This window comes from Aliivibrio friggae, from assembly GCF_057368515.1.
Genome location: NZ_CM170649.1, coordinates 712,469 through 736,642, shown reverse-complemented (window position 1 = coordinate 736,642; position 24,174 = coordinate 712,469). Strand labels below are relative to the sequence as shown.

The window sequence follows — 24,174 nt, the reverse complement described above, 5'->3', positions numbered from 1 at the left end:
ATTAATAACAAAAAATAGAATAACTTTACGTATAAAATGACAATGCTATACGTTTGAGAATGCTCATACTAAGCCAAAACTATTGGATAAAAAAGTGAACTCTTCTTTTAAGCCCACTTCCTCTTTTAAATTAAGCAAAATAAAAATTTTAGAGTAACTGACTACGCAGAAAATACCACTCGAATAGCAAGAAGAATAAGCACGACACCAGAGAGGCGATCAATCCATTTGGCTTGATTTCGAAGCTTATCTACAATCTTAGGAGCCGACAATAAGTAGCTAATAATGGTGTACCACAAACCATCAATAATAATAGGCGTAATCACGATAATCGCTTTATCTAATGGATCGTTACCGACAGCCACAAATTGACTAAATAGGGCTAAAAAGAACAGTGCAATTTTGGGGTTTAACAGTGAAATCAATAAACCTTCTTTTGCTGATTCTAGAATAGAAACTTGTTCTCCAGATTCAAGCTTTGCTGCTATTCCCCCAGTAGATCGCAATGCACCAAATCCTAGATAAGCAAGATAGGCGGCACCTAGATAGCTGATAGCTTTAAATACTGTCGGTGACTGCTGTAAGACGACCGCTAACCCAATAACGGTAACAAATGCATAGATACCAATCCCAATGGAGTGTGCCCATGCCGCTGCAATGCCATTAATACGGCGGCCAGATAACGTATGCTTTGCGACAGTTGCCAGACTCGGCCCCGGCGACATTGCTCCCAACATTGATACCAATAATAATGAAAACCAAATAGTTAATGTCATTTCTTCTTTAATTCCTCTTTACAACATTGTCTCATTCACAATAAAATCGCGCATTAGGTTAAAAAGACGAGTTTATAATGAAAAGGTTACTTCCACTTTTGTTGCTAGGTGCTTCTGCATCTGCACAAGCAACAGACACTTTACACCAAATCTATATTCAGCCAAGTTTTGCTAACCTGAAAATTGATGACTCACATGGTAGTGGTTTAATGACCCAAGTCGGATATAACTACCATTTCGCGCCGATGATAGCGATGGATCTAAGCTATTACATGACTGCATCAATGAATGATATCGCAATTGATAATGATAAAGCATCGGCTACGGGTGCGACTATTGCAGCAAAAATGTATTTCCCTATGTCTTATTATGGCTCTTTCTATGGGAAGTTCGGTTTAAATCGCACTAATGTTGAATATAAATATAACGAAGGTAATCAAACCTTAAAACAAGAGGCGGTATCAACTAAGCCTTACGTTGCAGTCGGTACGGTAATGAAACTGTTTCCTTCTGTAAGCTTCAATCTTGAATACCAATATATGCCTTTAGCTTCTGACGATTACATATCTTCAATTGGTGCTGGTGTGAACTTTATGTTCTAACTTTTAAAAAACATAAAAAAGGGCGCTTCCAATCACCTTGGAAGCGCCCTTTTTATATCAGTATATCTGCACTTATTAAGCTGCTACTGCTTCTTTCTCATCTGCTTTATTTTTCAAGAAAGCATAAGTGAAACCCGTTACCGCAGTACCTGCTGCAATTGCTACTAAGTACATGAACACTGGCGTAATCGCGTTTGGAATAAGAAGTACGAACAGACCACCGTGTGGAGCAAGTAGTTGAGCACCAAATAGCATAGATAGACCACCCGTTAATGCACCACCCGCCATACAGCTTGGAATCACACGCATTGGGTCTTTCGCTGCAAATGGAATCGCACCTTCAGAGATAAAGCATAAGCCAAGTACAAATGATGCTTTACCTGCTTCACGTTCACCCGCTTCAAACTTGTTCTTAGCAAGGAATGTCGCTAAACCCATACCTAGCGCAGGAACCATACCTGCCGCCATGATAGCCGCCATTGGACCGTACGTTTGTGAAGCCAGAAGACCAACACCAAATGTATATGCTGCTTTGTTTACTGGACCACCTAAGTCGAAACACATCATACAACCAAGAATCACACCCAGTAATACAGCGTTAGTTGAACCCATGTTGTTTAGGAACTCTGTCAGTGCAGACATGATACCTGATACAGGACCACCAACAACATAAATCATTACCAAACCAGTGAACAAACTCGCCACAAATGGAATGATTAGGATTGGTTTAAGCGCTTCCATTGATTGAGGAAGAGACACTTTATCTGCGATGAATTTTGCAGAATAACCCGCAATGAAACCCGCCGCGATACCACCAAGGAAACCTGCGCCAGTTGAGCTCGCCAACATACCACCAATTAAACCTGGCGCTAAACCAGGACGGTCAGCAATTGAGAATGCAATGAAACCAGCAAGAACAGGGATCATCAACGCAAATGCCGCGCCGCCACCAATGTCCATCAGCGTTGCTGCAATAGTACCCGGCTCTTTAAATGCTTCGATACCAAATACAAATGACAATGCAATCAATAAACCACCCGCGATAACAACAGGAAGCATGTGCGATACCCCTGTCATTAGGTGTTTGTACATGCCTTTTTTCTCTTCGGCTTGAGAAGATTGCGCTTTACCTGATGATTGGAAAACCGTCGCATCTGAGAAGGCTTTATTCATCTCTTGTTCTGTTTTCTTCAGCGCTAAACCTGTGCTTGTTTTGTACAGGCGCTTACCATTAAAGCGATCAAGTGCAACTTCGATATCCGCTGCGATGATTACTAAATCAGCCTCGGCAATTTCTTGGTCCGTTAACTGATTTTTTGCACCCACAGAACCACGAGTTTCTACTTTAATAATGTGGCCTTGGCGTTTACCTTCTTCTTCTAGCGCTTCTGCCGCCATGAAAGTATGCGCAACACCCGTTGGACATGCCGTAATCGCTACGATTTTCTTAGGTCCTGTCGCGTCAGTCGATGCCACTGTCTCTGAAACCGTCACTTCTGAAGCGGTTAGTTCTTTGGCATTATTTACTGCATTTTCTAACCAAACTTCCGAATTAATTGCACATTCAGAAATTGAACCTTGGTGTACTTTTTTACCAACAAAGCGAGACGTATCAACCACCGAGTTTGCGGCAATAACAATTGCATCCGCCGTATCAATGACTTCTTGAGTTAACACCTCAACGGGTAACACGCTTGATTGACATTCAATCGTCGCTTTCCAATTTAGTTTGGTTGCTGCTTGTTCTAATAAACCTGCTGCAATAATGCTGTTTGCTACACCACTTGGGCATGCAGTAACGATAGCTATATTTTTCATAATCTGTCCTTAAACTAAGTCTAAACGCATTACTGCACGTTTGTAGAAATAGGGTTATGTAGGGTTACTTGTTTTTGTAATTCTTTTACGTCTTCGACATTTGGTACGCCAACGCCAACCTGCGATACAGCTAAAGCAGATAAAGCGGTAGCAAAAGATAAGATTTGTGAACGATCCCAATCTTTCTGCATGTGACCCCAACATAGGCCAGCAACTAACGTATCACCAGCACCTACAGTACTTACTACGTTCATTTTTGGCGGTTGAGAGTAGATCCATTCCGTCTTGTTTTGCTCATTATTGCCAAGCCACATTACGCCTTTTGAGCCTAATGACACGACGATATTTTCAATGCCTTTTTGTGCAAGATCTTGAGCCGCTTGCTGACACGCTTCTGGCGTTTCTAACTCACGACCCACAAATTCAGATAGCTCTTCATCGTTTGGTTTAATTAACCAAGGGTGAGCCTCTAAACCTGCTGCCAATGCCGCACGACTGCTATCAAATAGGACTTTTTTACCCATTTGATGCAGCTTTTCAATCCACTCAGCACACAGCTCAGGAGAAATACCTTTTGGTAAACTGCCTGCTAATACGAAAAATTCATGTGTTTTAGCTAATTCAAATAAACGAACTTCAAACTCGGCAATCGCTTGTTCAGAGACATCAACACCCGGAAAGTTGATGTCACTCACTCGGCCATCTTGCTCTACTAATTTCACATTAATGCGAGTAGCACCATCGACACGGATAAACTCATCGTTAGCGTTCATCTCTTCGAATAATTGACAGAACAGCTCTTCATTATCACGACCTAAAAAACCGGTAACCGTCACTTCAGCACCTAAGTCAGACAATACTTTAGCAACGTTTACGCCTTTACCCGCCGCATGAAGTGAGCCTTTACTAACTAAACTCACAGAGCCAACCGATAACGCATCTAAACTGCCCGTTAAATCTAAAGCAGGGTTTAGCGTGATAGTAACTACTTTGCTTTTTTGATTACTGCTCATCAATTAACCCTCACCTAAACCAGAAGCAATAGCAGCACCAATACCAGCAAGCGCTTCTTTTGCATCTGAGCCATCTGCAGTAAATTGCAGTTCATGACCGTGTTTAACGCCAAGCGCAATCACTTTCATTAAGCTTTTCGCATTCACCGCTTTTCCGTCACCATTTACGTTTAATACGGTGATTTTTGATTCGTATTTTTTCGCTTCAGCAACGAGCATTGCTCCTGGACGAGCGTGTAAACCGTGTGCATTTTTAATTTTAAAGGTTGCTGTATTATCAACATCAGCACTTACTGTTGTTTCTTCAGCAGAAGTAGAAAACATCGTAAGTAACTGCTCAGAAGTTGCAGATAGAATCGAGTCTTGTTGTTGCCCAGCTACTGCTTTGGTGATCGTTGTTAAGAACGATTTATGAGAGGCGTTACAAGAAGCAATTGCAATCAAACCTTTAACAGGCAAGCCATTAAACTCGCACCCATTTGCTGTCGTTACGATAGACATACCAGAGCGTTTAACGCCTTTGTCAGTACTTACCAACCATAAACCGTTGCCTAGATGCGTAGGCTCTTTAGTAACTAACTCTGCAACAAATTGGCTTTCGGCATTACCGCTATTTTTTAATAAACCGCCCGCAACCGCACTCATTTGGATCATATCGCTTGCAGGGAAAAGCAATTGGATGAGTGATGCATCAAAATCGGCTTCAAACTGCACGTCACCATTTAGTAATGCAATAATGTCAGCTTCTGTTTTTGCTTGTTTTAATTTCTCTTCTACACCATCTGCAGAAAGGACTTTAGTCAGTTGCTTTAAAATACCTAGGTGTTCATCTGATTTAGCCGCAATACCAATAGCCACATAAACCACGTTACCATCACCCCAGTTAACGCCTTGAGGAAAATGATGAACAGCCACGCCTGTGTTATTGACTAAATCACGGGTGTCTGTTGTACCGTGTGGGATAGCAATACCATTACCTAAAAACGTTGAGTTCTGTTGCTCACGATTTAACATCCCTTCTACGTACTTCTCTGCAACTAAACCTTTTTCTGTCAGTTGCTTTGCAATCGCTTTGATTGCTGTTGTCTTATCCGTTGCTGCTTGTTGCAACGTAATGTCATTCTTTGTCAATGTCAGCATGGGTCTTAGCCTCTCGCTTGTTTATCTGTAATTTGTGCTCTGCTAAATCACCGTTTAAGCGTTGCTTGAGTAAAGCTTAATCGATTCAGCAAAACAGTTAAAAAAGTTCAGCAAATGCTTTCTACTTATTAATACGCTTCATAAAAAGTAAAAACAACGTAAATATCACGTTTTTCAAATTTGCTGAATCCTTTCAGCTTTTATACTGAAACGATTCAGCATATAATTCAACTCATAAAATGATTGGATCTAAATTTATATGATCCGACCCACAGAATTTAAGGATCTTATCCATGACATTAGATGAAATTGCCAAACTTGCTGGCGTCTCTAAAACCACCGCAAGCTATGTCATTAATGGTAAAGCACAGAAATATCGCATCAGTGAAAAGACCCAATTAAAAGTCATGGCTGTGGTTGATGAGCATAATTATCGTCCAGACCATGCCGCTTCTGCATTACGTGCGGGCAGTAGCCGTTCGTTTGGTTTAATCATTCCTGATCTTGAAAACACCAGTTACGCCAAGCTGGCTAAACTTTTAGAATACAACTCTCGTAAAGCGGGTTATCAGATCTTAATTGGTTGCTCTGATGATGATCCTGAAACAGAAAAAAACGTAGCCCATGCTTTAATCAGTCGTCGTATAGACGCGTTGTTTGTTGCAAGCTGTTTGCCCGATGGCAGTGAGTACTATTTAACGATTCAAGAAAAAGGCACACCCATTATCGCGATTGACCGCTCTTTGGATGATGAACATTTTGGTTGCGTGATCAGTGAAGATTTTGAAGCGGCTTATGAGCTAACCAAATCGGTAGTTAATGAAAACGTAAAATCGATCGGCTTAATTGGGGCATTACCTGATCTCAACATATCTCGTCAGCGTCATTTAGGCTTTAAAGCAAAAGCTAAAGAGAAAGGTTTAGCGAGTATCACTGGTTATGGCGAACACTTTAACAGTGAATCAGGCAAAGCAATTTTTGAACAATGGATAAAAGAAGAGACGATTCCAGATGCGATCATTACAACCTCTTATATCCTACTTGAAGGCATTTTGGATGTACTCATTGAAAAGCCTGAATTGATGACCAAAATAAAATTAGGCACTTTTGGTGATAATCGTTTGCTTGATTTTTTACCTATCAAAGTAAACTCTCTACCACAGCAATTCGAACTGATTGCTGATAGTGCCTTGGCATTAGGGTTGAATGCTTCAGCAAAGCGTTATCAAGCAGGAATAGAGTTAATTCCTAGGAAAATTGTTATTCGCTAGGGTTCTGTCGCACGGTGGAGTACGCCACGATGATGATACTTTACGTTTTAATTGACGAGATTTGTGCTCAAGCATTGGCGAAAAAGTAATGACCCAACGGTTAATTGTAGAATGATCAATAGCGCTACCACGTTCTGTAAAAATCTCTTCGATATCACGAGTGCTGAGTTTGTATGAGACGTAATAACGTACCGCTTGAAGAATGATATCTGAAGGGTATTGGTAGTCAGTGAAATCCATTAATGACTCGAAATGATATTAAATATAACTATTTTGAACTTACAACGTCACTTTAGTTCCTTACCGTGCGACAGAACCGAAAAAAGTTATGCCCGATATACACAAAACAATAACTTTCGACTGCGACTTTCAGTGACAGTCATGTTATTAAGTGCAGTAGAAAGAATTGAATGATGATAAGTCTTAGTGCCTATTAATTATTTTTAAACACAGGCAACGAAATCTTACAGTAAGCCAAATACTTTTCTTCTCCAAAAGGTGAATTAGCTAATTCTATTTCACCATGATTGGTATACATATCAAATGCTTCTTGGTTTTTGCTTATATCTTGTTCTAGTCTATCAGCAATTTCACGTTGATCATTACAATTACTAGATTGTCCCTTCTCAATAGCTATATAAATATCATGTAATAACTTAACAGATATAGCGCAATGTGTCTCTTCATGGCGGTATAAACGCTCTAAATATGATTTAAATAAATTCGCAACCTCTTTATTTGAATCAGAGATTATAATCTGAGGTAATATATAAGTAACACTCACAGAAAACTTGTTTATTTCACATGTGGTGTCATCATTAATTATATTATAATTCCACTGTGTATAAGCATCAATATATATAATATCTATATTTTCTATAAATTTAATTTTATTATTAAAGGAAGTATTAATTTCAGTTTCAGTTTCACCTATTACATTATAAGTTTGATAATTAATTTCTAAAGAATACCCAATGTCTGGTTGTGACTCTGCTTTGGCATAATTAAAAATTATTAATATCAGAGAAATAAATATAGGTAATAATTTACTTGTCACTTCTATCTCCATTTGTATGGCTACACTCACATGAAGCCACACTTAAATATCACATTAACTATTTTTAACGCTCTGTTGAACGACCGCCACCTTCTCTTCTACTGCGATCCCCACCCTTACGTCTCCCACCCTCATGTGACTTATGGCCATTATTTCGAGCATCTCTTCCCCGCTCTCTTCTATCTTGAGATCGACTTCCTCCTCTAGAAGAGCTTAAATTCCCACCGCCACCAGCTCTGTGCTCTAGTCTACCGCCAATCACAAGTTCTAAATCTTCCCTAGTTATTTCTTTCACAATATTATCCTTATTTTACATGAGTTTAGGTATAACATTAACCAACAAAAGTATTTTTCAAATCGAAAGATACCATTGAAAATATTTAATTTTCAAGTTTATTTTCATATATTTTATAAATGAATGACATCAATCACATAACAAATACTTATTAAGTGACTCACAATTACAAAAAATACATAGTAAATTTACTACATTTCATTGACAATTAAAGAGCACATGTTATTCCGAAAAGAAGTAACTAATCTTAAACAAAATCGACTTACCGGTAAGATGATTCTTACTCAACCTCCTTCCTTTTATGTTATATCAATCGTTACATTCGTATTTTTAGTTATTTCAATAATTTATTTAATCGAATCTAAATATTCACGAAAAGAAACGGTTAAAGGTTATTTATTACCTCAAAAAGGAGTAATTAAAGTCTATTCAGGTAGAACTGGAATTCTTGATGAATTATTTGTCCATGAAGGAGACATAGTTGAAGAAGGACAATTAATCGCTAAAATTCGAAATAGTCAAAGTTTAGTGAATGGTGTGGAAGTATCAGAAGCTTTGAGTAAAGAAATTAAAATTCAAATTGAAGCTCTTACAAAAGAGAAAAATGTAACAAAAATTTTATTTAAAAAAGATGAACAACGTATAAAGCGACAATTGGTACAATTACAAAAGAGCTTACAAGCAATGAACAAAGCTAAAGAAACCAGTCAACAAAGATTTCGACTCAAGGAGAATCTATTTTATAAAAATAGAAGCTTGCACCAAAAGGGATTTCTTTCGTCTGCTCTACTCTCTTCAATTCAAGAATTGTATTTAGAAGCCTTAGAGGCCACTAATAGATTAGAAAGAGAGATAGCTTCAGTATCTGTCGATATAGATAATTTGAAATCCGAGCATATAGCTTTGCCAGAAAAGCGTCTTTTAAAAAAAGCAGTAATTCAACGACAAATTTCTGAATTACAAGTTAAACTGGTCGAGCTCAATAATACGTATGAATTCATTAAAAAAGCGCCAGAATCAGGCATGGTTACTGCGATTCAACCTTCAATAGGTACTCAAATTAATGCTGATTCACCTATTTTAAGTATTATACCTGAGGGGTCTCCCTTAGAAGTTGAATTGCTACTCCCCACAAGTTCTGCCGGATTTGTACAAATAGGAGATGAAGTAAAAATTAGATTTGATGCCTTTCCTTATCAAAAATTTGGTTTATCTCAAGGGTTTATTATAAACATAGATAAAGCATTAATTCTCCCAACAGACAAAATTCTCCCGATAAAAATGGACGAAGCTATATATCGAGTTCGAGTTAAGTTAACTAATCAAATAATTTCAGCTTATGGGAAAAAATTTCCATTAAAAGTAGGGATGATTGCCGATGCTGATATTATTTTGGAAAAAAGAAGTCTTTTAGAATGGTTACTTGACCCTATCTATGCAATAAAAGGGAAAATGTAATGACAAGGTTACAAACATTAAAACAAAAAATAAAAGTACAAAACCCTCTGGATCTATTATCGTATTCAGGAAAAAAAAGAGTCCCTTTAATCGTACAGTCTGAAGCGGGGGAATGTGGATTAGCTTCTCTAGCTATGGTTTCATCATATCACGGTCATCAAATAAATACTTCTTCTCTTAGAAAGTTCCTAACAATTGATACCCAAGGAATGAATCTAAATCAGATTATGGAAATCGCGAGTGAATTAGGATTAGCTTCTCGTGCAATTCAGTGTGAATTACATGAAATTAAGCAATTAACCTTACCTTGTATACTTCATTGGAATTTAGACCATTTTGTAGTGTTAACCGAGGTATCAAAAAAAGGGATATTAATTAATGACCCATCGATTGGAAAACGTAAACTTACATTTACTGAATTTAGTAGGTGTTATACAGGTGTAGCTTTAGAGTTGACACCTACAACATCTTTTAAAAAACAAGATGTAAGAACTGTTATGAAAATATCTCAACTTTGGGACAAAATAACAGGATTAAAACGATCTCTAACTTCTTTGTTCCTTTTGTCTACTATTATGCAATCAGCAGCATTATTCTCTCCTTATTACATACAATGGGTAGTAGATAACGTCCTAATGAGTAATGATAAACCTCTCTTAATTGTATTAGCTATTGGATTTGGATTATTAGCACTAATTCAAGTTGTAGTAAGTGCTTTTCGAAACTGGCTTATTATTCGATTTAGTAGTGCCATCAACATCCAAATGGGATCAAACTTATTTTATCATTTAATCCGATTACCCATGAATTACTTTGAGAAACGTCATATTGGAGATGTTATTTCTCGTTTCAGTTCAATGAGCTCTATCAAGGAATTACTAACTACAGGGGTCATTGAATCAATTATTGACGGTCTCATGGCAACAGTCGTATTGCTCATGATGTTTTTATATAGTCAAAAGCTTACCTTTCTAGTGATCTTTGTTGTTCTCGTTTCTTTCCTCATACAGCTTATATTTTATTTCCCTAATAGACGAATAACAGAAGAAGCAATTTTGGCAGATGCGAAAGAAGATTCTATCTTTTTAGAAAGTATTAGAGCAATCCAAACTATTAAATTATTTAATCATGAAACGAGCAGACAAAATACGTGGTTAAACCAATATTCTGAGGTTATCAATATAGATATTCGTTTAGGTAAATTAAGGATAGCTGAAGATAGCCTGAATAATTTAATATACAGTTTAGAAACCATTTTAGTTGTATTCTTTGGTGCCTTAGCCGTAATAGAAGGAGACCTTACAATTGGAATGTTATTAGCATTTATTGCTTACAAAAACCAGTTTACGACAAATATATATGCTTTCATTGATAACATGTTCTCTTTTAAATTATTGAGTTTACATTTGAATCGTTTATCAGACATTACGTTGGAGCAAAGAGAGCAGCATTCAATGCATAATAAACTTCCTAACGTGCTTAATGCTCACCTACGAGTTGAAAACTTAAGCTTTCGTTATACGGACAATTCAGAATGGCTATTTAGCAACCTAACATTTGAAATTCAACCTGGTGAATGTATTGCCATCATAGGCTCTTCTGGCTGCGGTAAAACTACCTTAATGAAGTTACTTCTCGGTTTATTAAAACCTACTTCAGGAAATATTTATATTGATAATATAAACATTCAAGATATTTCTTTAAATGACTATCGAAAACATTTAGGCAGTGTCATGCAAGATGATACATTACTTTCAGGAACCCTTTCAGAAAACATTACCATGTTTGATTCAAGTTATGATGAGAAGCGATTAATACAATGTTGTAAACATGCTAATATTTTAGAAGATATTCAATCACTTCCTATGGGGTTTCATTCTTTAGTTGGGGATATGGGTAATAATTTTTCTGGTGGACAATTACAGCGTATTTTTTTAGCAAGGGCCTTATATAAAAAACCAGACATTCTCTGCTTAGATGAATCAACGAGCCATTTAGACTGTGACAATGAATATAAAATAAATAAACATATAAGTAGATTAGATATAACAAGAATTATTATTTCTCATCGAAAAGAAACAATTGAATCAGCAGATAGAGTAATAGATATTACAAAATAACATTTGAGTGATTTGTAGTAACCAAGAAAAACTAGCCTCCGTTTTATATTCTATTAGATGTACTAATTGAAAAGCCTGAATTGATGACCAAAATAAAATTAGGTACGTTTGGTGATAATCGTTTGCTTGATTTTTTACCTATCAAAGTCAACTCTCTACCACAGCAATTCGAACTGATTGCTGATAGTGCCTTGGCATTAGGGTTGAATGCTTCAGCAAAGCGTTATCAAGCAGGAATAGAGTTAATTCCTAGGAAAATTGTTATTCGCTAGTCGTTAAATTGGCTGTTGCGGCAGCCAATTTATATTGAATTCCACACCAAAATAAACACGTTCGAACCACACCACAAATAATGACCTTTCTATCCAATTAACATTTTGAAACATTCTCTTCGTAAATAAACGAAAATCTATCTTTGATCACACTCTCATTTTAATTCGTACAGTATAAAGAATATACAGATGCGAACTTAAAAAGGAGAATAAATGAACGCGATTAAAGCAATGTTAAGTGCCATGTTTGGAAGTTTTCGCGATCTCCTACCTATTATTCTGGTCATTGCTTTCTTTCAACTCGTAGTACTGCAAGAGCCATTACCAAACATTGGTTCCATCCTCTTTGGCTTGCTACTTGTTGTATTGGGTTTGACCTTTTTTATCTTTGGTTTAGAGATGGGGTTATTTCCTATTGGCGAGTCGATGGCCCAAGCCTTTGCCAGAAAAGGCAGCGTGGCTTGGTTATTATTTTTCTCTTTTTGTTTGGGTTTTGGAACGACTATTGCGGAGCCTGCACTCACAGCCGTAGCGGCAGAGGCGGCTGAAGTCGCCGCCGAAGGAGGAATGATCCCACATACAGAAAACGATATGGATGATTATGCCAACGGACTACGTTTAACCGTCGCACTCTCTGTTGGTTTTGCCATTGTGATTGGGGTGTTACGTATTTTAAAAGGTTGGCCAATCCATATCATGATCATCGGGGGTTATATTACCGTGGTCGCTCTTACATGGTTAGCACCTGAGAACATCATCGGGATTGCTTATGATTCTGGTGGCGTGACGACATCTACCATTACCGTTCCCTTAGTTACCGCTCTTGGTGTCGGCCTTGCTTCTACCATTAAAGGGCGAAATCCTATGCTTGATGGTTTTGGTTTAATCGCCTTCGCCTCCCTCCTTCCGATGATTTTTGTCATGCTCTATGGGATGGTATTAGCATGAACAGTCTAACTCTATTTTTTGAAACCTTCTTATCAACCATTCGTGATGTATTACCGATTGTCGTTATTATTTTTGGTTTCCAATTTGCGGTATTAAAAAAACCAATAACCAATTTACCTAAAGTCATTCTAGGGTTTTTCTACGTAATTTTAGGATTGTCCCTCTTTTTAATGGGATTAGAACTCGCGTTGTTTCCACTCGGTGAATCGATGGCTGCACAATTAACCGCGCCTGATTTTATCTATGAAGGAAAAGATTTATTAATCCAAACCTTTGATTGGGTCGATTACTATTGGGTCTATATTTTTGCGGCGACGATTGGTTTTAGTACCACTATTGCTGAGCCATCACTCATTGCTGTTGCTATAAAAGCCAATGCGGTTTCTGGCGGCAGTATCAGTATTAATGGATTACGAATAACCGTTGCTTTAGGTGTTGCCTTTGGTATCTCGCTAGGAAGTTATCGAATTGTAGTTGGTGATCCCATTCATTATTACATCATGGTGGGCTATGTCATTGTGGTTGTTCAAACCTTCTATGCCCCTAAAATGATCATTCCACTGGCTTACGATTCTGGTGGTGTAACAACCTCAACGGTCACCGTACCTTTGGTAACCGCACTAGGGTTGGGACTTGCTTCAACAATTCCCGGTCGAAACCCAATGATTGATGGCTTTGGATTAATTGCCTTTGCCAGCTTGTTCCCCATTATTTCTGTTATGGCTTATGCGCAGATCAGTGCTTATAGAGCCAAAACAAAATCTAGTCCTCAAGAAAATACGAATTAATCGATGAATTTAGGAGAAAGCTGATGCGTTTTAAATTGTTACTCGCTTTTGTAGAAGAAGCCAAAACTGATGCGGTTCTCGATGCTGCGCGTAATGCAGGAGCAACAGGAGCAACAGTTATTAATCATGCTCGCGGTGAAGGTCTCAATAAGAAAAAGACTTTCTTTGGCCTAACACTCGAAGTCCAAAAAGATGTTTTATTATTCGTGGTTGAAGAGCACCTTGCACGCTCTATTTTAGAGACCATCAATGATGTCGGAGAGTTTGATACTGAATCAGGCCAAGGAATTGCCATTCAAATAGATATTGAAGATGCAGTAGGAGTCGCACATCAAGTTGAGACATTAACCAAGGTTGTAGAGGAAAAACTATGAATAAAGTAAAAGTAGAAAACGTTATGTCAAATACCTACGTCATGGTTGATGGATTAATGACGGTAGCCGAAGGAATTCAATTAGCTAAGCAGAAGCAAGTAAAAGCACTGATTGTAAAAAAACGCCATGATGATGATGAATACGGCATTGTCCTAATGAATGATATTGCTAAAAAAGTACTCGCACAAAACCGTCCAACAGAGAGGACGAATATTTATGAGATCATGACAAAACCTGCACTTTCTGTCTCTCCTGATATGAACGTAAAGTACTGTGCACGATTATTCGAACGCTTTGGGATAAGCAGAGCACCTGTCATTAAAAATGGTCAGATAGTTGGAATGGTCAGTTATAACAACATTGTTTTGAATGGGATGGCAGGCGTAAGCCCCTAGTCCAAAAAAGCGAGTTTCGGTGACTTAAAGCTTAGTTCCCAAGAACATAAGCCTCTCTAAGCCACCGATTTAATTACTCTGTTTTTTTAATGATCAAAGGTGCAAAGTCGGCTACTGCATTATTACCAGCACCTGAATGATCAGTGTATTCCGTATCCTTCATTATGGTGTAAAACACATCAACGAAATCATCATCATTAATAAATAAATCATCAGGAAGCAAAGCAATGATTGCACTCGTCATTTGAGGAATAATCAAATATGCCTGTGCTTCTTTATCTGGAATAGTCGCTAAAAAGTCACTTGCTGCTTTTAGAATCGTTTGAGCTAGCTCTTTATAGTCCGTTTTATCATCTTGTTCCATCAAAATAATATCCGCTGCACCCCAACGATAACGCTGCCAAAAAATCATGATTTGATTTGCAGGGTAAGACTGCTCGGCGTAATCAAGGTACGGCATTTCAATCAGGTCAATCGTTGGTTCATCACGATCAGGGCTGACACCAGAAACAATCGCATACACTTCTGCTTTACCAGAGATCCATGGTTCATGATCATCCTTTAGCTGAATTTTTTTCAATATAGTCGTATTGATTTCAGTTGGCTCTGCTGGTGCACTTTGCATCATAGAGTAACGAGCCATTTTTTCTGCTTTCGGCTGCTCTTGTAATGCTTTTAACTCATCACGCATTAACGCTAAGCCAGCTTTTAGTTCTTGACGGTTATTGGTATCAACCACTAAAACAGGACGCTCTGGAATATCATAAATATCTAGGTAATGGACGTTGCCATCAATATCAAATGCTTCAATATATTGCCATTCACTTTCTGCTCCTTCAGGTTCAAAAGCAAATAATGGACTTTGCCCTGCCTGCCAACGAGCAAGCATACTTGGATCAGCAAGACGTAATTCCAACAATTCATTAGTATAATGCTGTAACCCACGAGACTCGATCTCTGTATCATTAGCCGCACTCATTGCAGCCATAAAAGTTCGAGCTTGAGGTTTGGGTTGAATAGGCAAATCAGATAAAGAAGCACTTAATTGGTACTGATTAATCGCACCTTTTAAACTCTTCTCTAACTGTGGAAAAGCACGACTCAGCTCCTGAGCTAAGTCTCGTTTAGACACTTCATCTTGCGCATTCGCTGAAACAGGAGTCATCAAACAAAGTACGAGTAGCGCTGTTAATTTGTTCATACAGCATTCCTTTTTATAATTATTGTATTTATTTACATCCGTTTACATTTGTCCTTCACCCCACTGTAACAAAATCATGCAAAAATTAAAGTCAATACTCTAAAATAGATTTCCAACACCAAGTCTTACACTTGAAACAGTTGAATACCTGGCAATTTAAACAAAAAATGAAAACCAGCTAAAAAATGGCACCATGATCCTCTTTGTATTTTTCTCATATGTTCAATATCACCGACAACTCCAATTGAAACGAACAACAAATTGCATTCATACTTCGAGTCACTTCACTAATTAACCTTAGACTCCTTTCTTACCTAAATAACGCATGCTAATACTAATGATAATTATTATCTTTTGGGTTTTTTAACGAGTGACTATCATGAGTAATATAAACATCACTAACGGCTCTCACCCTGAACCGTTAATTCAAATAAAAGAACTCTGTGTTGATTACATCACTGATAATGGTGATTTCAATGCCGTGAAGTCCGTCAGCTTTGATGTCGGTAAAGGAGAAATATTTGGTCTTGCGGGAGAATCTGGTTGTGGGAAAAGTACCATTGCCTTTGCTATTAACCGTCTTCATAAGCCACCGGCATTTATTTCTGGAGGGAGTATTTTATTTCAAAATAAAGACTTACTCCGATTATCTGATGGACAATTAAATGCAATCCGATGGAGTGAGATAGCAATGGTTTTTCAAAGTGCCATGAACTCACTGAATCCTGTTCTTCCTATTCAGGAACAATTTGCTGATGTATTACGCCACCACAAAGGCATGACAAACGAACAAGCGAAAGACAGAGCAGAGAAACTATTGGATTTAGTTAATATCCCTCGTGAACGCTTAGCCGATTATCCCCATCAATTTAGTGGAGGGATGAGGCAACGTCTAGTCATTGCCATTGCACTTTCTCTAAGCCCAAAACTGATCATAATGGATGAACCAACAACCGCTCTCGATGTCGTCGTCCAACGAGAAATCTTGCAACAAATCTATCAATTAAAGCAAGAATTTGGCTTCTCAGTCTTATTTATTACCCACGATTTAGCGCTAATGAGTCAGCTTTGTGATCGTATTGCGATTATGCGCCACGGTGAAATTGTTGAAGTTGGTACATCATCAGACATTAGAAATAACCCACAACACCCTTACACTCAGAAATTATGGGCTTCATTCCCAAATATTCATGAAGAAAGACGTCAATCCCTAACATTAGAAGGAGTTTTATAATGGATAAGCCTCTTATTCAAGTTAAGAACATCGTTAAAGAATTTACTGTTGGTGGAGGCTTCGCAAAGGAAGATACCTTTAAAGCATTACAAGGGATCAGTTTTGATCTCTATGCAGGACGCACCTTAGCCCTGGTTGGAGAATCTGGTTGTGGCAAAAGTACCTGTGCTCGCCTAATTACTAAGGTATACCCTGCGACGAACGGGGAAATTCTGTTTGATGGAAAAAATATCAATGAGATAACATCATCAAAAGAGATCTTGAAGTATCGCAGCCAAGTACAAATGATATTTCAAGACCCATTTGGTTCATTAAACCCAACGCATACCATTGCACATCATTTAACTCGACCACTTAAAATTCATAAACAAATAGCGAATGATAAAGACATACCTGCACGCCTACTTGAATTATTGGATTTGGTTGAATTGGATCACGACACTTTAGCTAAGTTTCCTCATGAACTCAGCGGTGGTCAGCGTCAAAGAGTCAATCTTGCCCGCGCTTTAGCGGTTGGTTCTAAGATCATTCTAGCTGATGAGCCTACCTCGATGCTTGATGTATCAATTCGATTAGGCGTTCTTAACCTAATGCAGAACATGAAAAAAGAACTCGGTATTGGCTTTTTGTATATCACACATGATCTCGCTACTGCTCATTATATCGCCGAAGAAACCGCCGTGATGTACAAAGGCCAAATTGTAGAATGGGGAGACACTCGCTCAATTTTACGTAACCCTCAGCACCCTTACACCAAGCTATTAATCTCAGCAGTGCCTGATCCTGATTTACCGTTTGGCAATTTAGTCGAAAGTGAACCAAACTATTCTATAGACGCTGATGAAATTAGAAAACGCAGCAGTATTGTAATAGAAGGGTGTAAACAGGTCGGCGATAACCATTTTGTTAAACATTGGGATGAGGCAGCATAATGACATTAGATACTTGGTTAATTTCAATTTCTAATTGGTATGAAGCAAAACAATATGACCAAATAGAAACGCTTGAAACACTCTTATATTCAGCACCTAATTCGGTGTGGGGACCAACATTGACAGATGATCAAAGTAAAGCGATAGCCTGTTGGTTAGATGGGTGTTTAAGAGTGTTTGAGCACACTAAGTATCATAATACGAAAAAAGCATACCAAACATTACAATACGCCAGTGCAAAGTTAGAAGTGGCCGCCTTTAACTCTGAAACGGATATTGATATTAAAGATTGGTGTTTAAAACGATTACAACATCTGACCGTACTCAGTTTGGAGTTTTGTAATCAGCAACAAGATCAATCCACATGGAATAAAAAAGCCCATTCATTAATTGAAATACACGTTAAATTAATGGCGAGCCTTTCTTGGAATGAATCCTTAAATAGCAGTAACACTCCAAATTTAATGTCCCCCCATTAAATGTATTACCTTATAAAATGATCATAATAAAACAATAAAAAAAGCAGTAGGTGCTAGATCGTAACCATAAGCCTCTACTGCTTTTCTTTTTAGAGTAAACTCGCCAAATTTACATAAGGCTATAACGCTAATTGCCATCTCTGTAATGGCGCTTTACTGTTTATTCCTGCTCTGCCCCAACGATCAACCACATCAACAACTAATACACGTTCCATTGGCAGCAACGCTTGCATCTGCTTGTTTGGTTTTTGAGTCGTAATAATCCAAACTGAATCATCTTCTTTAATTAAATCGTTCAACTGTGCTTTATCGTTTTCAGTCCATTCAAGAGCTGGTTTTGTTAAACGATCAACCACAAATAATTGATTGCCAGAGGCAAAGTCTTCTAACTGCTCAGACAACAAAATAACCGAGTCGATATCATTCTCTAAAATCACTTTTTGCTGCTGGTTGATTAATTGACGTACCGACAACATAAACTGCTCTTGGTTTTTTTGGATCTGCTCTGATTTATCAGGCCAGATACGTTGAAAATCATCACTCACAATCGCTACCATTCGGATTAAATTTGTTGGGTTTAACCATGCGTATTTTGAAGTTGAGCCATCAGATAAACGTAATGCTGCCACACCTTGTGCGCGAGGAGTAATTGCTTGAGAAGCATCGACTTCAATAATCTGAATATTGCTGTATCTTGCGTTCACATAAAGAGGATCATCAGCCCATACCGCCCCAATCGTCACAACCGCTTGGGCTGTTTTTGCTGAATCTTGAACGGTTTTCACCCCTTTAGTGGCCAACCAATTGGGTAAACGCTCAATCCCATAACGATTTGGTGGTAAATATTTTGTCGTTAATGAGGTCTTTTTTAATAACTCGCTTGATAGCATATACGTCACAGGGGTTGCCGTTAATACATCTGCTGCGATTGCTGCTTTCATATTAAATAGTGAGGCTACACATACACTAGCAATCACTATCCATTTCATTGAATTCTGTTTCATTTCTTATCCTATCTATACCCATATTCTTCGATTATTATTGAGGTCTACTCTGTTAATTCTTACGAATAATTCGGTAGGTGGTCGCAAGTAAAAAGAAGAAAGCTGAAACAATAATAATCGCAGCCCCAGAAGGCACTGGCATTTCTAATTCCATCGGTAATACGGTGCCAATCAAGCACGATATTGTCGCTAATAGCGCAGACATCAAGACAAAACTGCCCATATTTTTAGTTAACAATCGAGCCGTCGCACCAGGTATGAGCAATAACGCGCCAACTAAAACCGCACCGACAATTTTTACCGATGCAATCGTCACAAGGGTAATCATCATCACAAACAGGTAGTCATAAAAATTAGTTTTGTAGCCACGAACTCTGGCAATATCAGGGCTAATACAAGTTAATAAAATACGATTAAACGTCGGAATTAATACCACCACAATCAATAAGCAACTGCCTGCTAGAATCGCAATGTCTTGGTCCGTAACCGTTAGGATAGAACCGAACAATACGTTCTCTAGCATGTGAATATTAATTTTACGTGCTACGTACATCAGTAATGCAGCGCCCACAGCCAATGCCAAGGCAAGGAAAACCCCAACTAACGTATCGTAAGGCACATTAGTTCGGTTTCTTACAAAATGCAGTAACAAAGCAAAGATCATACAGAAACTAAATAAGCCGATGATTGGGTTCTCTGCGGGCTCACCCAATAACACACCTAACGCGATACCCGTTAAGGCAGCGTGTCCAACTGCTTCAGAGAAAAAGGCTAAACGCTTTGCAATCACTAACGTCCCTAACCCACCTAACAATGGCCCTAAGAGGATGGCGGCAACAATAGCATTAACCATAAAGGCATACGAAAAACTGTCACTTAAGAAACCTTGCTCGACGCCATATAACGCCCACTGACGAAAAAGTTCCATTACGCAGCCTCTCCATTGTTGGTTTTTGATGCATCGTACTGAGCACTTGCACCCGTATAATGATTGAATAACCGCTCAATTTTCTCAGGTTTTAATACTTCTGAATAACAACCAGAATCAACCAAATTACGATTGATAACATGAACATGTGCTTTAAGACGGCGAACAGCGGTCACATCGTGGTGAACGGCTAATACGGTTTTCCCTTGCGCGATAAATTCATGCATTAAGGATTCAAGATAACGAACCCCGTGCTCATCCATTCCTGTTGTTGGTTCATCAAGAACAAGTAAATCGGGATTATCCAATAGCGCTTGAGCGAATAACACGCGCTGTTGCTCCCCACCAGAAAGTTGTCCCATTCGACGATCGGCACGGTTAGACATGCCAACGCGCTCTAACTGCGCCATTGCAAATGCTTCTTGGCTGCTTTTCTTACGCCATAACGCACTTAAAAACAGAGGCACTAGCGTTTGATTCAATAAAATGAAATCCTTCACCGTTAGCGGCAGGCTAGATTCAAAGACGGCTTTTTGTGGTACATAACCAATCACGCCTTTCTGCTCTGGCCACTCAATATTAATTTCCCCCTGAAACGCGGTTAATCCTAAAATTGAACGCAATAACGAGGTTTTACCACCGCCATTAGGCCCCATCACCACATGGCATTGACCGGCTTCAAAGCGTTGGTTAACTCCTTCTAAAATGGTATTTTCACCATAAGTTAGTCCAACATTGGTTAACGAAATTGCTGGTCCTGACATTATTTAGCGTCCTTATCAGCGGCAAATTTCATGGCTTCGATTAAGGTGTCTAAATTTGATTTCATTTCGATTTCAACTTTATTGTCTTCATAAGGGCCATGCGTCATGTGTGAAAAACGATACAACTGAACGCCTGTCGCCTCTTCAATCGTATCGACAAAACGGTTTGGCATGTTCAATTCATAAAATAAAACATCAATGTCGGATTCACGGATCTTTTCAATTGTCCCTTGCAGCTGGCTCGCGCTTGGCTCTACACCGTGAGCGGGTTCAATGACAGCAGCCACATCCACACCAAACTCTTGAAGAATATAACCATACGCATTGTGCGTTGTTGCTACCTTCATTCCTGCAGTGTCTAATTCACCTAGAGAGAGCATGGCATCACGCTTCATTAATCGGAATTTTTTCGCGTATTTTCGTGCATTTTTACGGTAGAACGAGGCATTTTCAGGATCAATTCTAGATAGCTCATTGGCAATGGTGTAAACCTTTTGAATTGTTGTAGATAGACCAACAAATGTGTGAGGATTCACCGCCCCTTTACCGACCGATTGCCCCATCGCTGGCAACAACGGAACGTCTTTATTGGCTTCTAATACCATTAATTCGCTGTTATTTGCTGCCGAAATTACTTTTAACGCAAAGTCATCATGACCAATACCATTAACAACAATCACATCCATTTTATTTAAACGTTTTAAATCGTTTGGTTGGGGTAAATAATTGTGGGGATTAAACCCTGCATCAACCAAAGGAAGAATTTCTGCTTTATATCCCACAACCGCTTTTACATAGCTGTAGTAAGGTTGTAAGGTAATGCCAATCACCAAAGGTTTTGTTGCCGATATCGCCGATGCAGAAAACAAAGAGAGTAAGCTAAGCAGAACAAAAGAACGTACGTATAAAATAGATTTCATCATTATTATTTATCTCTAATTGGTATCAATTTAAATGAGAGTCATGAGTAGGAAAGATAACTTGTACCCAGTGCTGTTGAATGAGTTCGCTTTCATTCCAAGAGATTAGAGCAGGAGAGATGGTTGTCGACATCAATTCAGAGTTCAGCCAAAGCTCAATCTCATTGCCTTTTGCATTAAAAATGAATGACGCAGCGCCTTCTTTTTTCACTTTTAAACCCAGATAAACTCCAGAACCTAAATGCTGCCATTGGTGTTTTCCGCGACGCTCCCAGCTTTGGTCTTGCACAAAAGGCGGTAACCATTCATCCGCTAGGTAAGCAATCTCTGGCCATGCATTTTCTTCTGTTGACTCAGCCTGAATATCGTAAATTTCTTCATAGGCTAAACGTAATTCAGCGATCATAGCTAAATCATCTTGCGTTAAATCGGTAATTAATACTTGGTGTGATTCAAGCTTTACGCCCTCATCGTTCGATTGATGATATGGCAATGCGACCACCGCAATAAGCAAAATGCACCCAATAATGAGTGCTATCCATTTTCCTTCTGCGCTTCCATTATCTGGAGTGACTGATTGAATGATCATTTCTCTGAGATCTCGACAACATCGACTTCCACTGGGCTTTCGTGTCCTGAATCAAACACCAAATAAAAATCTGTTTCAGGATTTGTAAATTCCGCAATTGAGCGTTTATCAGTAGTGACTTTTGCAATCAAATTATCATCGTAATCATACATATTTACGTCATAATCAACGGCTTTACTGCCATCACTATAGCCTGTTTCACACAGTACTAAATCCGATTCAAACCAACAGCTCATTAATGGAAAATGAGCAAAACTCGCAGAAGAAAAAAGAAGAGAAGAAACAAAAAGGGTTTTCAGGTTTACTTTAGTCATGGATAAATCTCGATAAAAAAGCACCACAAACCTTTATGGAAAGTGGTGCTAACTACATTATTGAAGTAGAGCTTCAAACGTTAAGTGAACATTTACACTGGCTTGTTCTGCAAGTGGGTGGTCTTTCAGCTCACCTTTGTAATTTGATTTCATCAGGTAACGACCCGCAGTTTCAGGAGTAAAGGTGATCTTTCCGTCTTTATCACTCACTACGTCAATTTGTTCTTGATGATTACGATATAGTGTCCCTTCACGAGTAATATCAGCCGTTACACCCGCTTGAGGTTTACCATTAAAGAAGAACTGAAAAGTCACAGGTTCACCTTCTAGAATATCCGACGGATGAGTTAATGGCTTAAGCTCTAACAAGGTATTATCAAGCTTCATCGCTTCTGTTGTTGGCTTACCTACTGTTACGTAACTCTCAGCACGAGTGAAACTCACTTGGCTTACCACATCTCGTGCTTTTTCTGGAAGTACTAACGCACGATCTGCCTTGGTTGCTTTAATCCATTTCACCGTATCACGACGACCCGCTTTATATTGGGTGTAGTAAGTAGGTTCATTATTGATACGCACTTTATGTGTGCCTTCTTCTTCAAAATAGAAATCAAACATTGAACGGCGTTTGCCTTTAACAACAAAGTTTGGGCGCTCAGTACGGCCATCAGGCATCACTACTTGTGCCTGATCACTACCCGCCGGCTTATCAAATACAAACGTACCGTGTGACGCGGTCACATCAAACGTAAGCCAATCACCACCTTCTTTAGATACGGTAAAATGAGAAGGTAAAACCCAGCGAGGGTGTGCGTTAGCCGTCGTTGCAGCCAATAAACCTGCAGCCATCACGCCGGTTAATACTGCCGCTTTGAACTTACTGTTCATTAATGTTGTTTTCATAATGTGTTTAATTCCCTGATAAATAGACATCTAAATTATTTTTTATAATGAATGGTAATTTCGCCAGTCTCTTCTGTTGGCTTTAATTGGTAAGTCATATCACTATTCGCTAACGTCATTTTTTGACGTAAATAGTTACGGCCACCATGCTCGCGAACCACTTCGATATGTAACGTATAATCCCCTTGTGGTAGCGCCTGACCTGAGTCATCTTTGCCATCCCAACTGAATTTGTATTTACCAGCTGGTCGTGTTGCAGAAGTAACAGCATCAACTAATTCACGATCGTAACGTCCGACTTTACGCCACCAACTTCTTAAATCTTTTAGCCACTCATCTTTACCTACCCACAGCTCAATCGTTTTTACTGACTTACGTTCGCTGTTTTCAATCCATACCGCTACATAAGGGCGTGCATACATGGTGGTCGTAATCGTTGGAAGCTCAAAAGCAACATCGACTTTTGCACTCTCAGAAATAGTCGCTGAATTAACAAAAAGAGGCGTTGTTAATACCATTGCAGCAACTGAATGACGTAAATAGGTAGAGAGTGAAGCCATTGTGATGTCCTTATGGATA

At 38.7% G+C, this 24,174-nt stretch carries 26 protein-coding genes and 2 pseudogenes; 12 read left to right on the top strand and 16 right to left on the bottom strand.

What is annotated here, in order from left to right; genetic code table 11:
• Positions 1-161 precede the first annotated feature (161 nt).
• Positions 162-776, bottom strand: coding sequence for a LysE family translocator (locus AC2INI_RS16745; RefSeq protein WP_122032555.1), 615 nt, complete (start codon positions 774-776; stop codon positions 162-164).
• A gap of 77 nt (positions 777-853) precedes the next feature.
• Between AC2INI_RS16745 and AC2INI_RS16740 the strand changes: the two genes are divergently transcribed.
• Positions 854-1,378, top strand: a complete 525-nt coding sequence (locus AC2INI_RS16740; protein WP_122032554.1) for an outer membrane beta-barrel protein — start codon at positions 854-856, stop codon at positions 1,376-1,378.
• A gap of 75 nt (positions 1,379-1,453) precedes the next feature.
• Here AC2INI_RS16740 and fruA read toward each other — a convergent pair whose 3' ends face one another.
• Genes fruA through fruB form a run of 3 tightly spaced genes read right to left on the bottom strand, consistent with a single transcriptional unit; the run spans position 1,454 to position 5,349 of the window.
• On the bottom strand, positions 1,454-3,196 hold the full coding sequence (gene fruA / locus AC2INI_RS16735; RefSeq protein ID WP_486305767.1) for a PTS fructose transporter subunit IIBC: 1,743 nt from the start codon (positions 3,194-3,196) through the stop codon (positions 1,454-1,456).
• A 29-nt stretch (positions 3,197-3,225) separates the two neighbouring features.
• Complete coding sequence (gene pfkB / locus AC2INI_RS16730) at positions 3,226-4,209, bottom strand: 1-phosphofructokinase (RefSeq protein WP_486305766.1); 984 nt, start codon at positions 4,207-4,209, stop codon at positions 3,226-3,228.
• A 3-nt stretch (positions 4,210-4,212) separates the two neighbouring features.
• On the bottom strand, positions 4,213-5,349 hold the full coding sequence (gene fruB / locus AC2INI_RS16725; RefSeq protein WP_486305765.1) for a fused PTS fructose transporter subunit IIA/HPr protein: 1,137 nt from the start codon (positions 5,347-5,349) through the stop codon (positions 4,213-4,215).
• Positions 5,350-5,642: 293 nt separating this feature from the next.
• Here fruB and cra point away from each other — a divergent pair, with 293 nt between their 5' ends.
• Positions 5,643-6,620 carry a catabolite repressor/activator gene (cra, locus tag AC2INI_RS16720; protein ID WP_045104256.1) on the top strand — a complete coding sequence of 326 codons (978 nt, stop codon included), beginning with the start codon at positions 5,643-5,645 and terminating at the stop codon, positions 6,618-6,620.
• A gap of 21 nt (positions 6,621-6,641) precedes the next feature.
• On the opposite strand, the pseudogene AC2INI_RS16715 reads toward cra, so the two are convergent.
• From AC2INI_RS16715 to AC2INI_RS16705, 3 genes and pseudogenes are all read right to left on the bottom strand, one after another.
• Positions 6,642-6,860: pseudogene (locus AC2INI_RS16715) on the bottom strand (IS6 family transposase); the annotation flags it as partial.
• A 193-nt stretch (positions 6,861-7,053) separates the two neighbouring features.
• A complete protein-coding gene (locus tag AC2INI_RS16710) occupies positions 7,054-7,677 on the bottom strand; it encodes a DUF922 domain-containing protein (protein WP_162922437.1) in 624 nt (207 codons plus the stop codon).
• A 64-nt stretch (positions 7,678-7,741) separates the two neighbouring features.
• Positions 7,742-7,972 (bottom strand): hypothetical protein, encoded by a 231-nt coding sequence (locus AC2INI_RS16705; protein ID WP_122032549.1) that lies wholly within the window; start codon positions 7,970-7,972, stop codon positions 7,742-7,744.
• 219 nt (positions 7,973-8,191) lie between these two features.
• Between AC2INI_RS16705 and AC2INI_RS16700 the strand changes: the two genes are divergently transcribed.
• From AC2INI_RS16700 to AC2INI_RS16670, 7 genes and pseudogenes are all read left to right on the top strand, one after another.
• Positions 8,192-9,430, top strand: coding sequence for an HlyD family secretion protein (locus AC2INI_RS16700; protein ID WP_486305764.1), 1,239 nt, complete (start codon positions 8,192-8,194; stop codon positions 9,428-9,430).
• Positions 9,430-11,550, top strand: a complete 2,121-nt coding sequence (locus AC2INI_RS16695; RefSeq protein WP_122032547.1) for a peptidase domain-containing ABC transporter — start codon at positions 9,430-9,432, stop codon at positions 11,548-11,550. The genes AC2INI_RS16700 and AC2INI_RS16695 overlap by 1 nt, the downstream gene beginning before the upstream one ends.
• 50 nt (positions 11,551-11,600) lie before the next feature.
• Positions 11,601-11,822, top strand: a pseudogene (locus tag AC2INI_RS16690) (catabolite repressor/activator); the annotation flags it as partial.
• Between the two features lie 213 nt (positions 11,823-12,035).
• The gene (locus tag AC2INI_RS16685; protein ID WP_486305763.1) at positions 12,036-12,770 is read left to right on the top strand and encodes a DUF1538 family protein; all 735 of its coding nucleotides are present in this window, start codon (positions 12,036-12,038) and stop codon (positions 12,768-12,770) included.
• Positions 12,767-13,558, top strand: coding sequence for a DUF1538 domain-containing protein (locus tag AC2INI_RS16680; protein ID WP_122032545.1), 792 nt, complete (start codon positions 12,767-12,769; stop codon positions 13,556-13,558). The genes AC2INI_RS16685 and AC2INI_RS16680 overlap by 4 nt, the downstream gene beginning before the upstream one ends.
• A gap of 23 nt (positions 13,559-13,581) precedes the next feature.
• Positions 13,582-13,932, top strand: coding sequence for a P-II family nitrogen regulator (locus AC2INI_RS16675; RefSeq protein WP_105056329.1), 351 nt, complete (start codon positions 13,582-13,584; stop codon positions 13,930-13,932).
• On the top strand, positions 13,929-14,327 hold the full coding sequence (locus AC2INI_RS16670) for a CBS domain-containing protein (RefSeq protein WP_122032544.1): 399 nt from the start codon (positions 13,929-13,931) through the stop codon (positions 14,325-14,327). The genes AC2INI_RS16675 and AC2INI_RS16670 overlap by 4 nt, the downstream gene beginning before the upstream one ends.
• Before the next feature lie 73 nt (positions 14,328-14,400).
• Here the strand turns inward: AC2INI_RS16670 and AC2INI_RS16665 are convergent, their stop codons facing one another.
• Entirely contained in the window at positions 14,401-15,528 is a 1,128-nt protein-coding gene (locus AC2INI_RS16665; protein ID WP_486305762.1) for a DUF3103 domain-containing protein, read from the bottom strand.
• A 379-nt stretch (positions 15,529-15,907) separates the two neighbouring features.
• Here AC2INI_RS16665 and AC2INI_RS16660 point away from each other — a divergent pair, with 379 nt between their 5' ends.
• The 3 genes from AC2INI_RS16660 to AC2INI_RS16650 are packed head-to-tail and all read left to right on the top strand — an operon-like array spanning position 15,908 to position 18,173.
• Entirely contained in the window at positions 15,908-16,762 is an 855-nt protein-coding gene (locus tag AC2INI_RS16660; RefSeq protein ID WP_486305761.1) for an ABC transporter ATP-binding protein, read from the top strand.
• Positions 16,762-17,694: an ABC transporter ATP-binding protein gene (locus AC2INI_RS16655; RefSeq protein ID WP_045104274.1), complete on the top strand. Its 933-nt coding sequence runs from the start codon at positions 16,762-16,764 to the stop codon at positions 17,692-17,694. The genes AC2INI_RS16660 and AC2INI_RS16655 overlap by 1 nt, the downstream gene beginning before the upstream one ends.
• On the top strand, positions 17,694-18,173 hold the full coding sequence (locus tag AC2INI_RS16650; protein ID WP_486305760.1) for a transcriptional regulator: 480 nt from the start codon (positions 17,694-17,696) through the stop codon (positions 18,171-18,173). Before AC2INI_RS16655 ends, AC2INI_RS16650 begins: the two co-directional genes overlap by 1 nt.
• Positions 18,174-18,292: 119 nt before the next feature.
• Here AC2INI_RS16650 and AC2INI_RS16645 read toward each other — a convergent pair whose 3' ends face one another.
• From AC2INI_RS16645 to AC2INI_RS16610, 8 genes are read right to left on the bottom strand one after another with little or no spacing between them, the layout of a single operon-like run.
• Positions 18,293-19,177, bottom strand: coding sequence for a metal ABC transporter solute-binding protein, Zn/Mn family (locus AC2INI_RS16645; protein ID WP_486305759.1), 885 nt, complete (start codon positions 19,175-19,177; stop codon positions 18,293-18,295).
• Positions 19,178-19,229: 52 nt separating this feature from the next.
• Positions 19,230-20,105, bottom strand: coding sequence for a metal ABC transporter permease (locus tag AC2INI_RS16640; protein ID WP_045104276.1), 876 nt, complete (start codon positions 20,103-20,105; stop codon positions 19,230-19,232).
• Positions 20,105-20,869 (bottom strand): metal ABC transporter ATP-binding protein, encoded by a 765-nt coding sequence (locus AC2INI_RS16635; protein ID WP_486305758.1) that lies wholly within the window; start codon positions 20,867-20,869, stop codon positions 20,105-20,107. The genes AC2INI_RS16640 and AC2INI_RS16635 overlap by 1 nt, the downstream gene beginning before the upstream one ends.
• A complete protein-coding gene (locus tag AC2INI_RS16630) occupies positions 20,869-21,792 on the bottom strand; it encodes a metal ABC transporter solute-binding protein, Zn/Mn family (RefSeq protein ID WP_486305757.1) in 924 nt (307 codons plus the stop codon). The genes AC2INI_RS16635 and AC2INI_RS16630 overlap by 1 nt, the downstream gene beginning before the upstream one ends.
• 22 nt (positions 21,793-21,814) lie before the next feature.
• Entirely contained in the window at positions 21,815-22,378 is a 564-nt protein-coding gene (locus AC2INI_RS16625; RefSeq protein ID WP_486305756.1) for a DUF6162 family protein, read from the bottom strand.
• Positions 22,375-22,692 (bottom strand): hypothetical protein, encoded by a 318-nt coding sequence (locus AC2INI_RS16620; protein ID WP_017021649.1) that lies wholly within the window; start codon positions 22,690-22,692, stop codon positions 22,375-22,377. Before AC2INI_RS16620 ends, AC2INI_RS16625 begins: the two co-directional genes overlap by 4 nt.
• 57 nt (positions 22,693-22,749) lie before the next feature.
• Positions 22,750-23,580, bottom strand: coding sequence for a DUF4198 domain-containing protein (locus tag AC2INI_RS16615; protein WP_141677020.1), 831 nt, complete (start codon positions 23,578-23,580; stop codon positions 22,750-22,752).
• A 50-nt stretch (positions 23,581-23,630) separates the two neighbouring features.
• Positions 23,631-24,113, bottom strand: a complete 483-nt coding sequence (locus tag AC2INI_RS16610; protein ID WP_486306459.1) for a DUF2271 domain-containing protein — start codon at positions 24,111-24,113, stop codon at positions 23,631-23,633.
• Positions 24,114-24,174 lie beyond the last annotated feature (61 nt).

Excerpts from the sequence above, each read along its gene's own strand:
- AC2INI_RS16745 (WP_122032555.1), bottom strand. The coding sequence starts at position 776 with ATGACATTAACTATTTGGTTTTCATTATTATTGGTATCAATGTTGGGA.
- AC2INI_RS16740 (WP_122032554.1), top strand. The coding sequence starts at position 854 with ATGAAAAGGTTACTTCCACTTTTGTTGCTAGGTGCTTCTGCATCTGCA.
- fruA (WP_486305767.1), bottom strand. The coding sequence starts at position 3,196 with ATGAAAAATATAGCTATCGTTACTGCATGCCCAAGTGGTGTAGCAAAC.
- pfkB (WP_486305766.1), bottom strand. The coding sequence starts at position 4,209 with ATGAGCAGTAATCAAAAAAGCAAAGTAGTTACTATCACGCTAAACCCT.
- fruB (WP_486305765.1), bottom strand. The coding sequence starts at position 5,349 with ATGCTGACATTGACAAAGAATGACATTACGTTGCAACAAGCAGCAACG.
- cra (WP_045104256.1), top strand. The coding sequence starts at position 5,643 with ATGACATTAGATGAAATTGCCAAACTTGCTGGCGTCTCTAAAACCACC.
- AC2INI_RS16700 (WP_486305764.1), top strand. The coding sequence starts at position 8,192 with ATGTTATTCCGAAAAGAAGTAACTAATCTTAAACAAAATCGACTTACC.
- AC2INI_RS16695 (WP_122032547.1), top strand. The coding sequence starts at position 9,430 with ATGACAAGGTTACAAACATTAAAACAAAAAATAAAAGTACAAAACCCT.
- AC2INI_RS16685 (WP_486305763.1), top strand. The coding sequence starts at position 12,036 with ATGAACGCGATTAAAGCAATGTTAAGTGCCATGTTTGGAAGTTTTCGC.
- AC2INI_RS16680 (WP_122032545.1), top strand. The coding sequence starts at position 12,767 with ATGAACAGTCTAACTCTATTTTTTGAAACCTTCTTATCAACCATTCGT.
- AC2INI_RS16675 (WP_105056329.1), top strand. The coding sequence starts at position 13,582 with ATGCGTTTTAAATTGTTACTCGCTTTTGTAGAAGAAGCCAAAACTGAT.
- AC2INI_RS16670 (WP_122032544.1), top strand. The coding sequence starts at position 13,929 with ATGAATAAAGTAAAAGTAGAAAACGTTATGTCAAATACCTACGTCATG.
- AC2INI_RS16665 (WP_486305762.1), bottom strand. The coding sequence starts at position 15,528 with ATGAACAAATTAACAGCGCTACTCGTACTTTGTTTGATGACTCCTGTT.
- AC2INI_RS16660 (WP_486305761.1), top strand. The coding sequence starts at position 15,908 with ATGAGTAATATAAACATCACTAACGGCTCTCACCCTGAACCGTTAATT.
- AC2INI_RS16655 (WP_045104274.1), top strand. The coding sequence starts at position 16,762 with ATGGATAAGCCTCTTATTCAAGTTAAGAACATCGTTAAAGAATTTACT.
- AC2INI_RS16650 (WP_486305760.1), top strand. The coding sequence starts at position 17,694 with ATGACATTAGATACTTGGTTAATTTCAATTTCTAATTGGTATGAAGCA.
- AC2INI_RS16645 (WP_486305759.1), bottom strand. The coding sequence starts at position 19,177 with ATGAAACAGAATTCAATGAAATGGATAGTGATTGCTAGTGTATGTGTA.
- AC2INI_RS16640 (WP_045104276.1), bottom strand. The coding sequence starts at position 20,105 with ATGGAACTTTTTCGTCAGTGGGCGTTATATGGCGTCGAGCAAGGTTTC.
- AC2INI_RS16635 (WP_486305758.1), bottom strand. The coding sequence starts at position 20,869 with ATGTCAGGACCAGCAATTTCGTTAACCAATGTTGGACTAACTTATGGT.
- AC2INI_RS16630 (WP_486305757.1), bottom strand. The coding sequence starts at position 21,792 with ATGATGAAATCTATTTTATACGTACGTTCTTTTGTTCTGCTTAGCTTA.
- AC2INI_RS16625 (WP_486305756.1), bottom strand. The coding sequence starts at position 22,378 with ATGATCATTCAATCAGTCACTCCAGATAATGGAAGCGCAGAAGGAAAA.
- AC2INI_RS16620 (WP_017021649.1), bottom strand. The coding sequence starts at position 22,692 with ATGACTAAAGTAAACCTGAAAACCCTTTTTGTTTCTTCTCTTCTTTTT.
- AC2INI_RS16615 (WP_141677020.1), bottom strand. The coding sequence starts at position 23,580 with ATGAACAGTAAGTTCAAAGCGGCAGTATTAACCGGCGTGATGGCTGCA.
- AC2INI_RS16610 (WP_486306459.1), bottom strand. The coding sequence starts at position 24,113 with ATGGTATTAACAACGCCTCTTTTTGTTAATTCAGCGACTATTTCTGAG.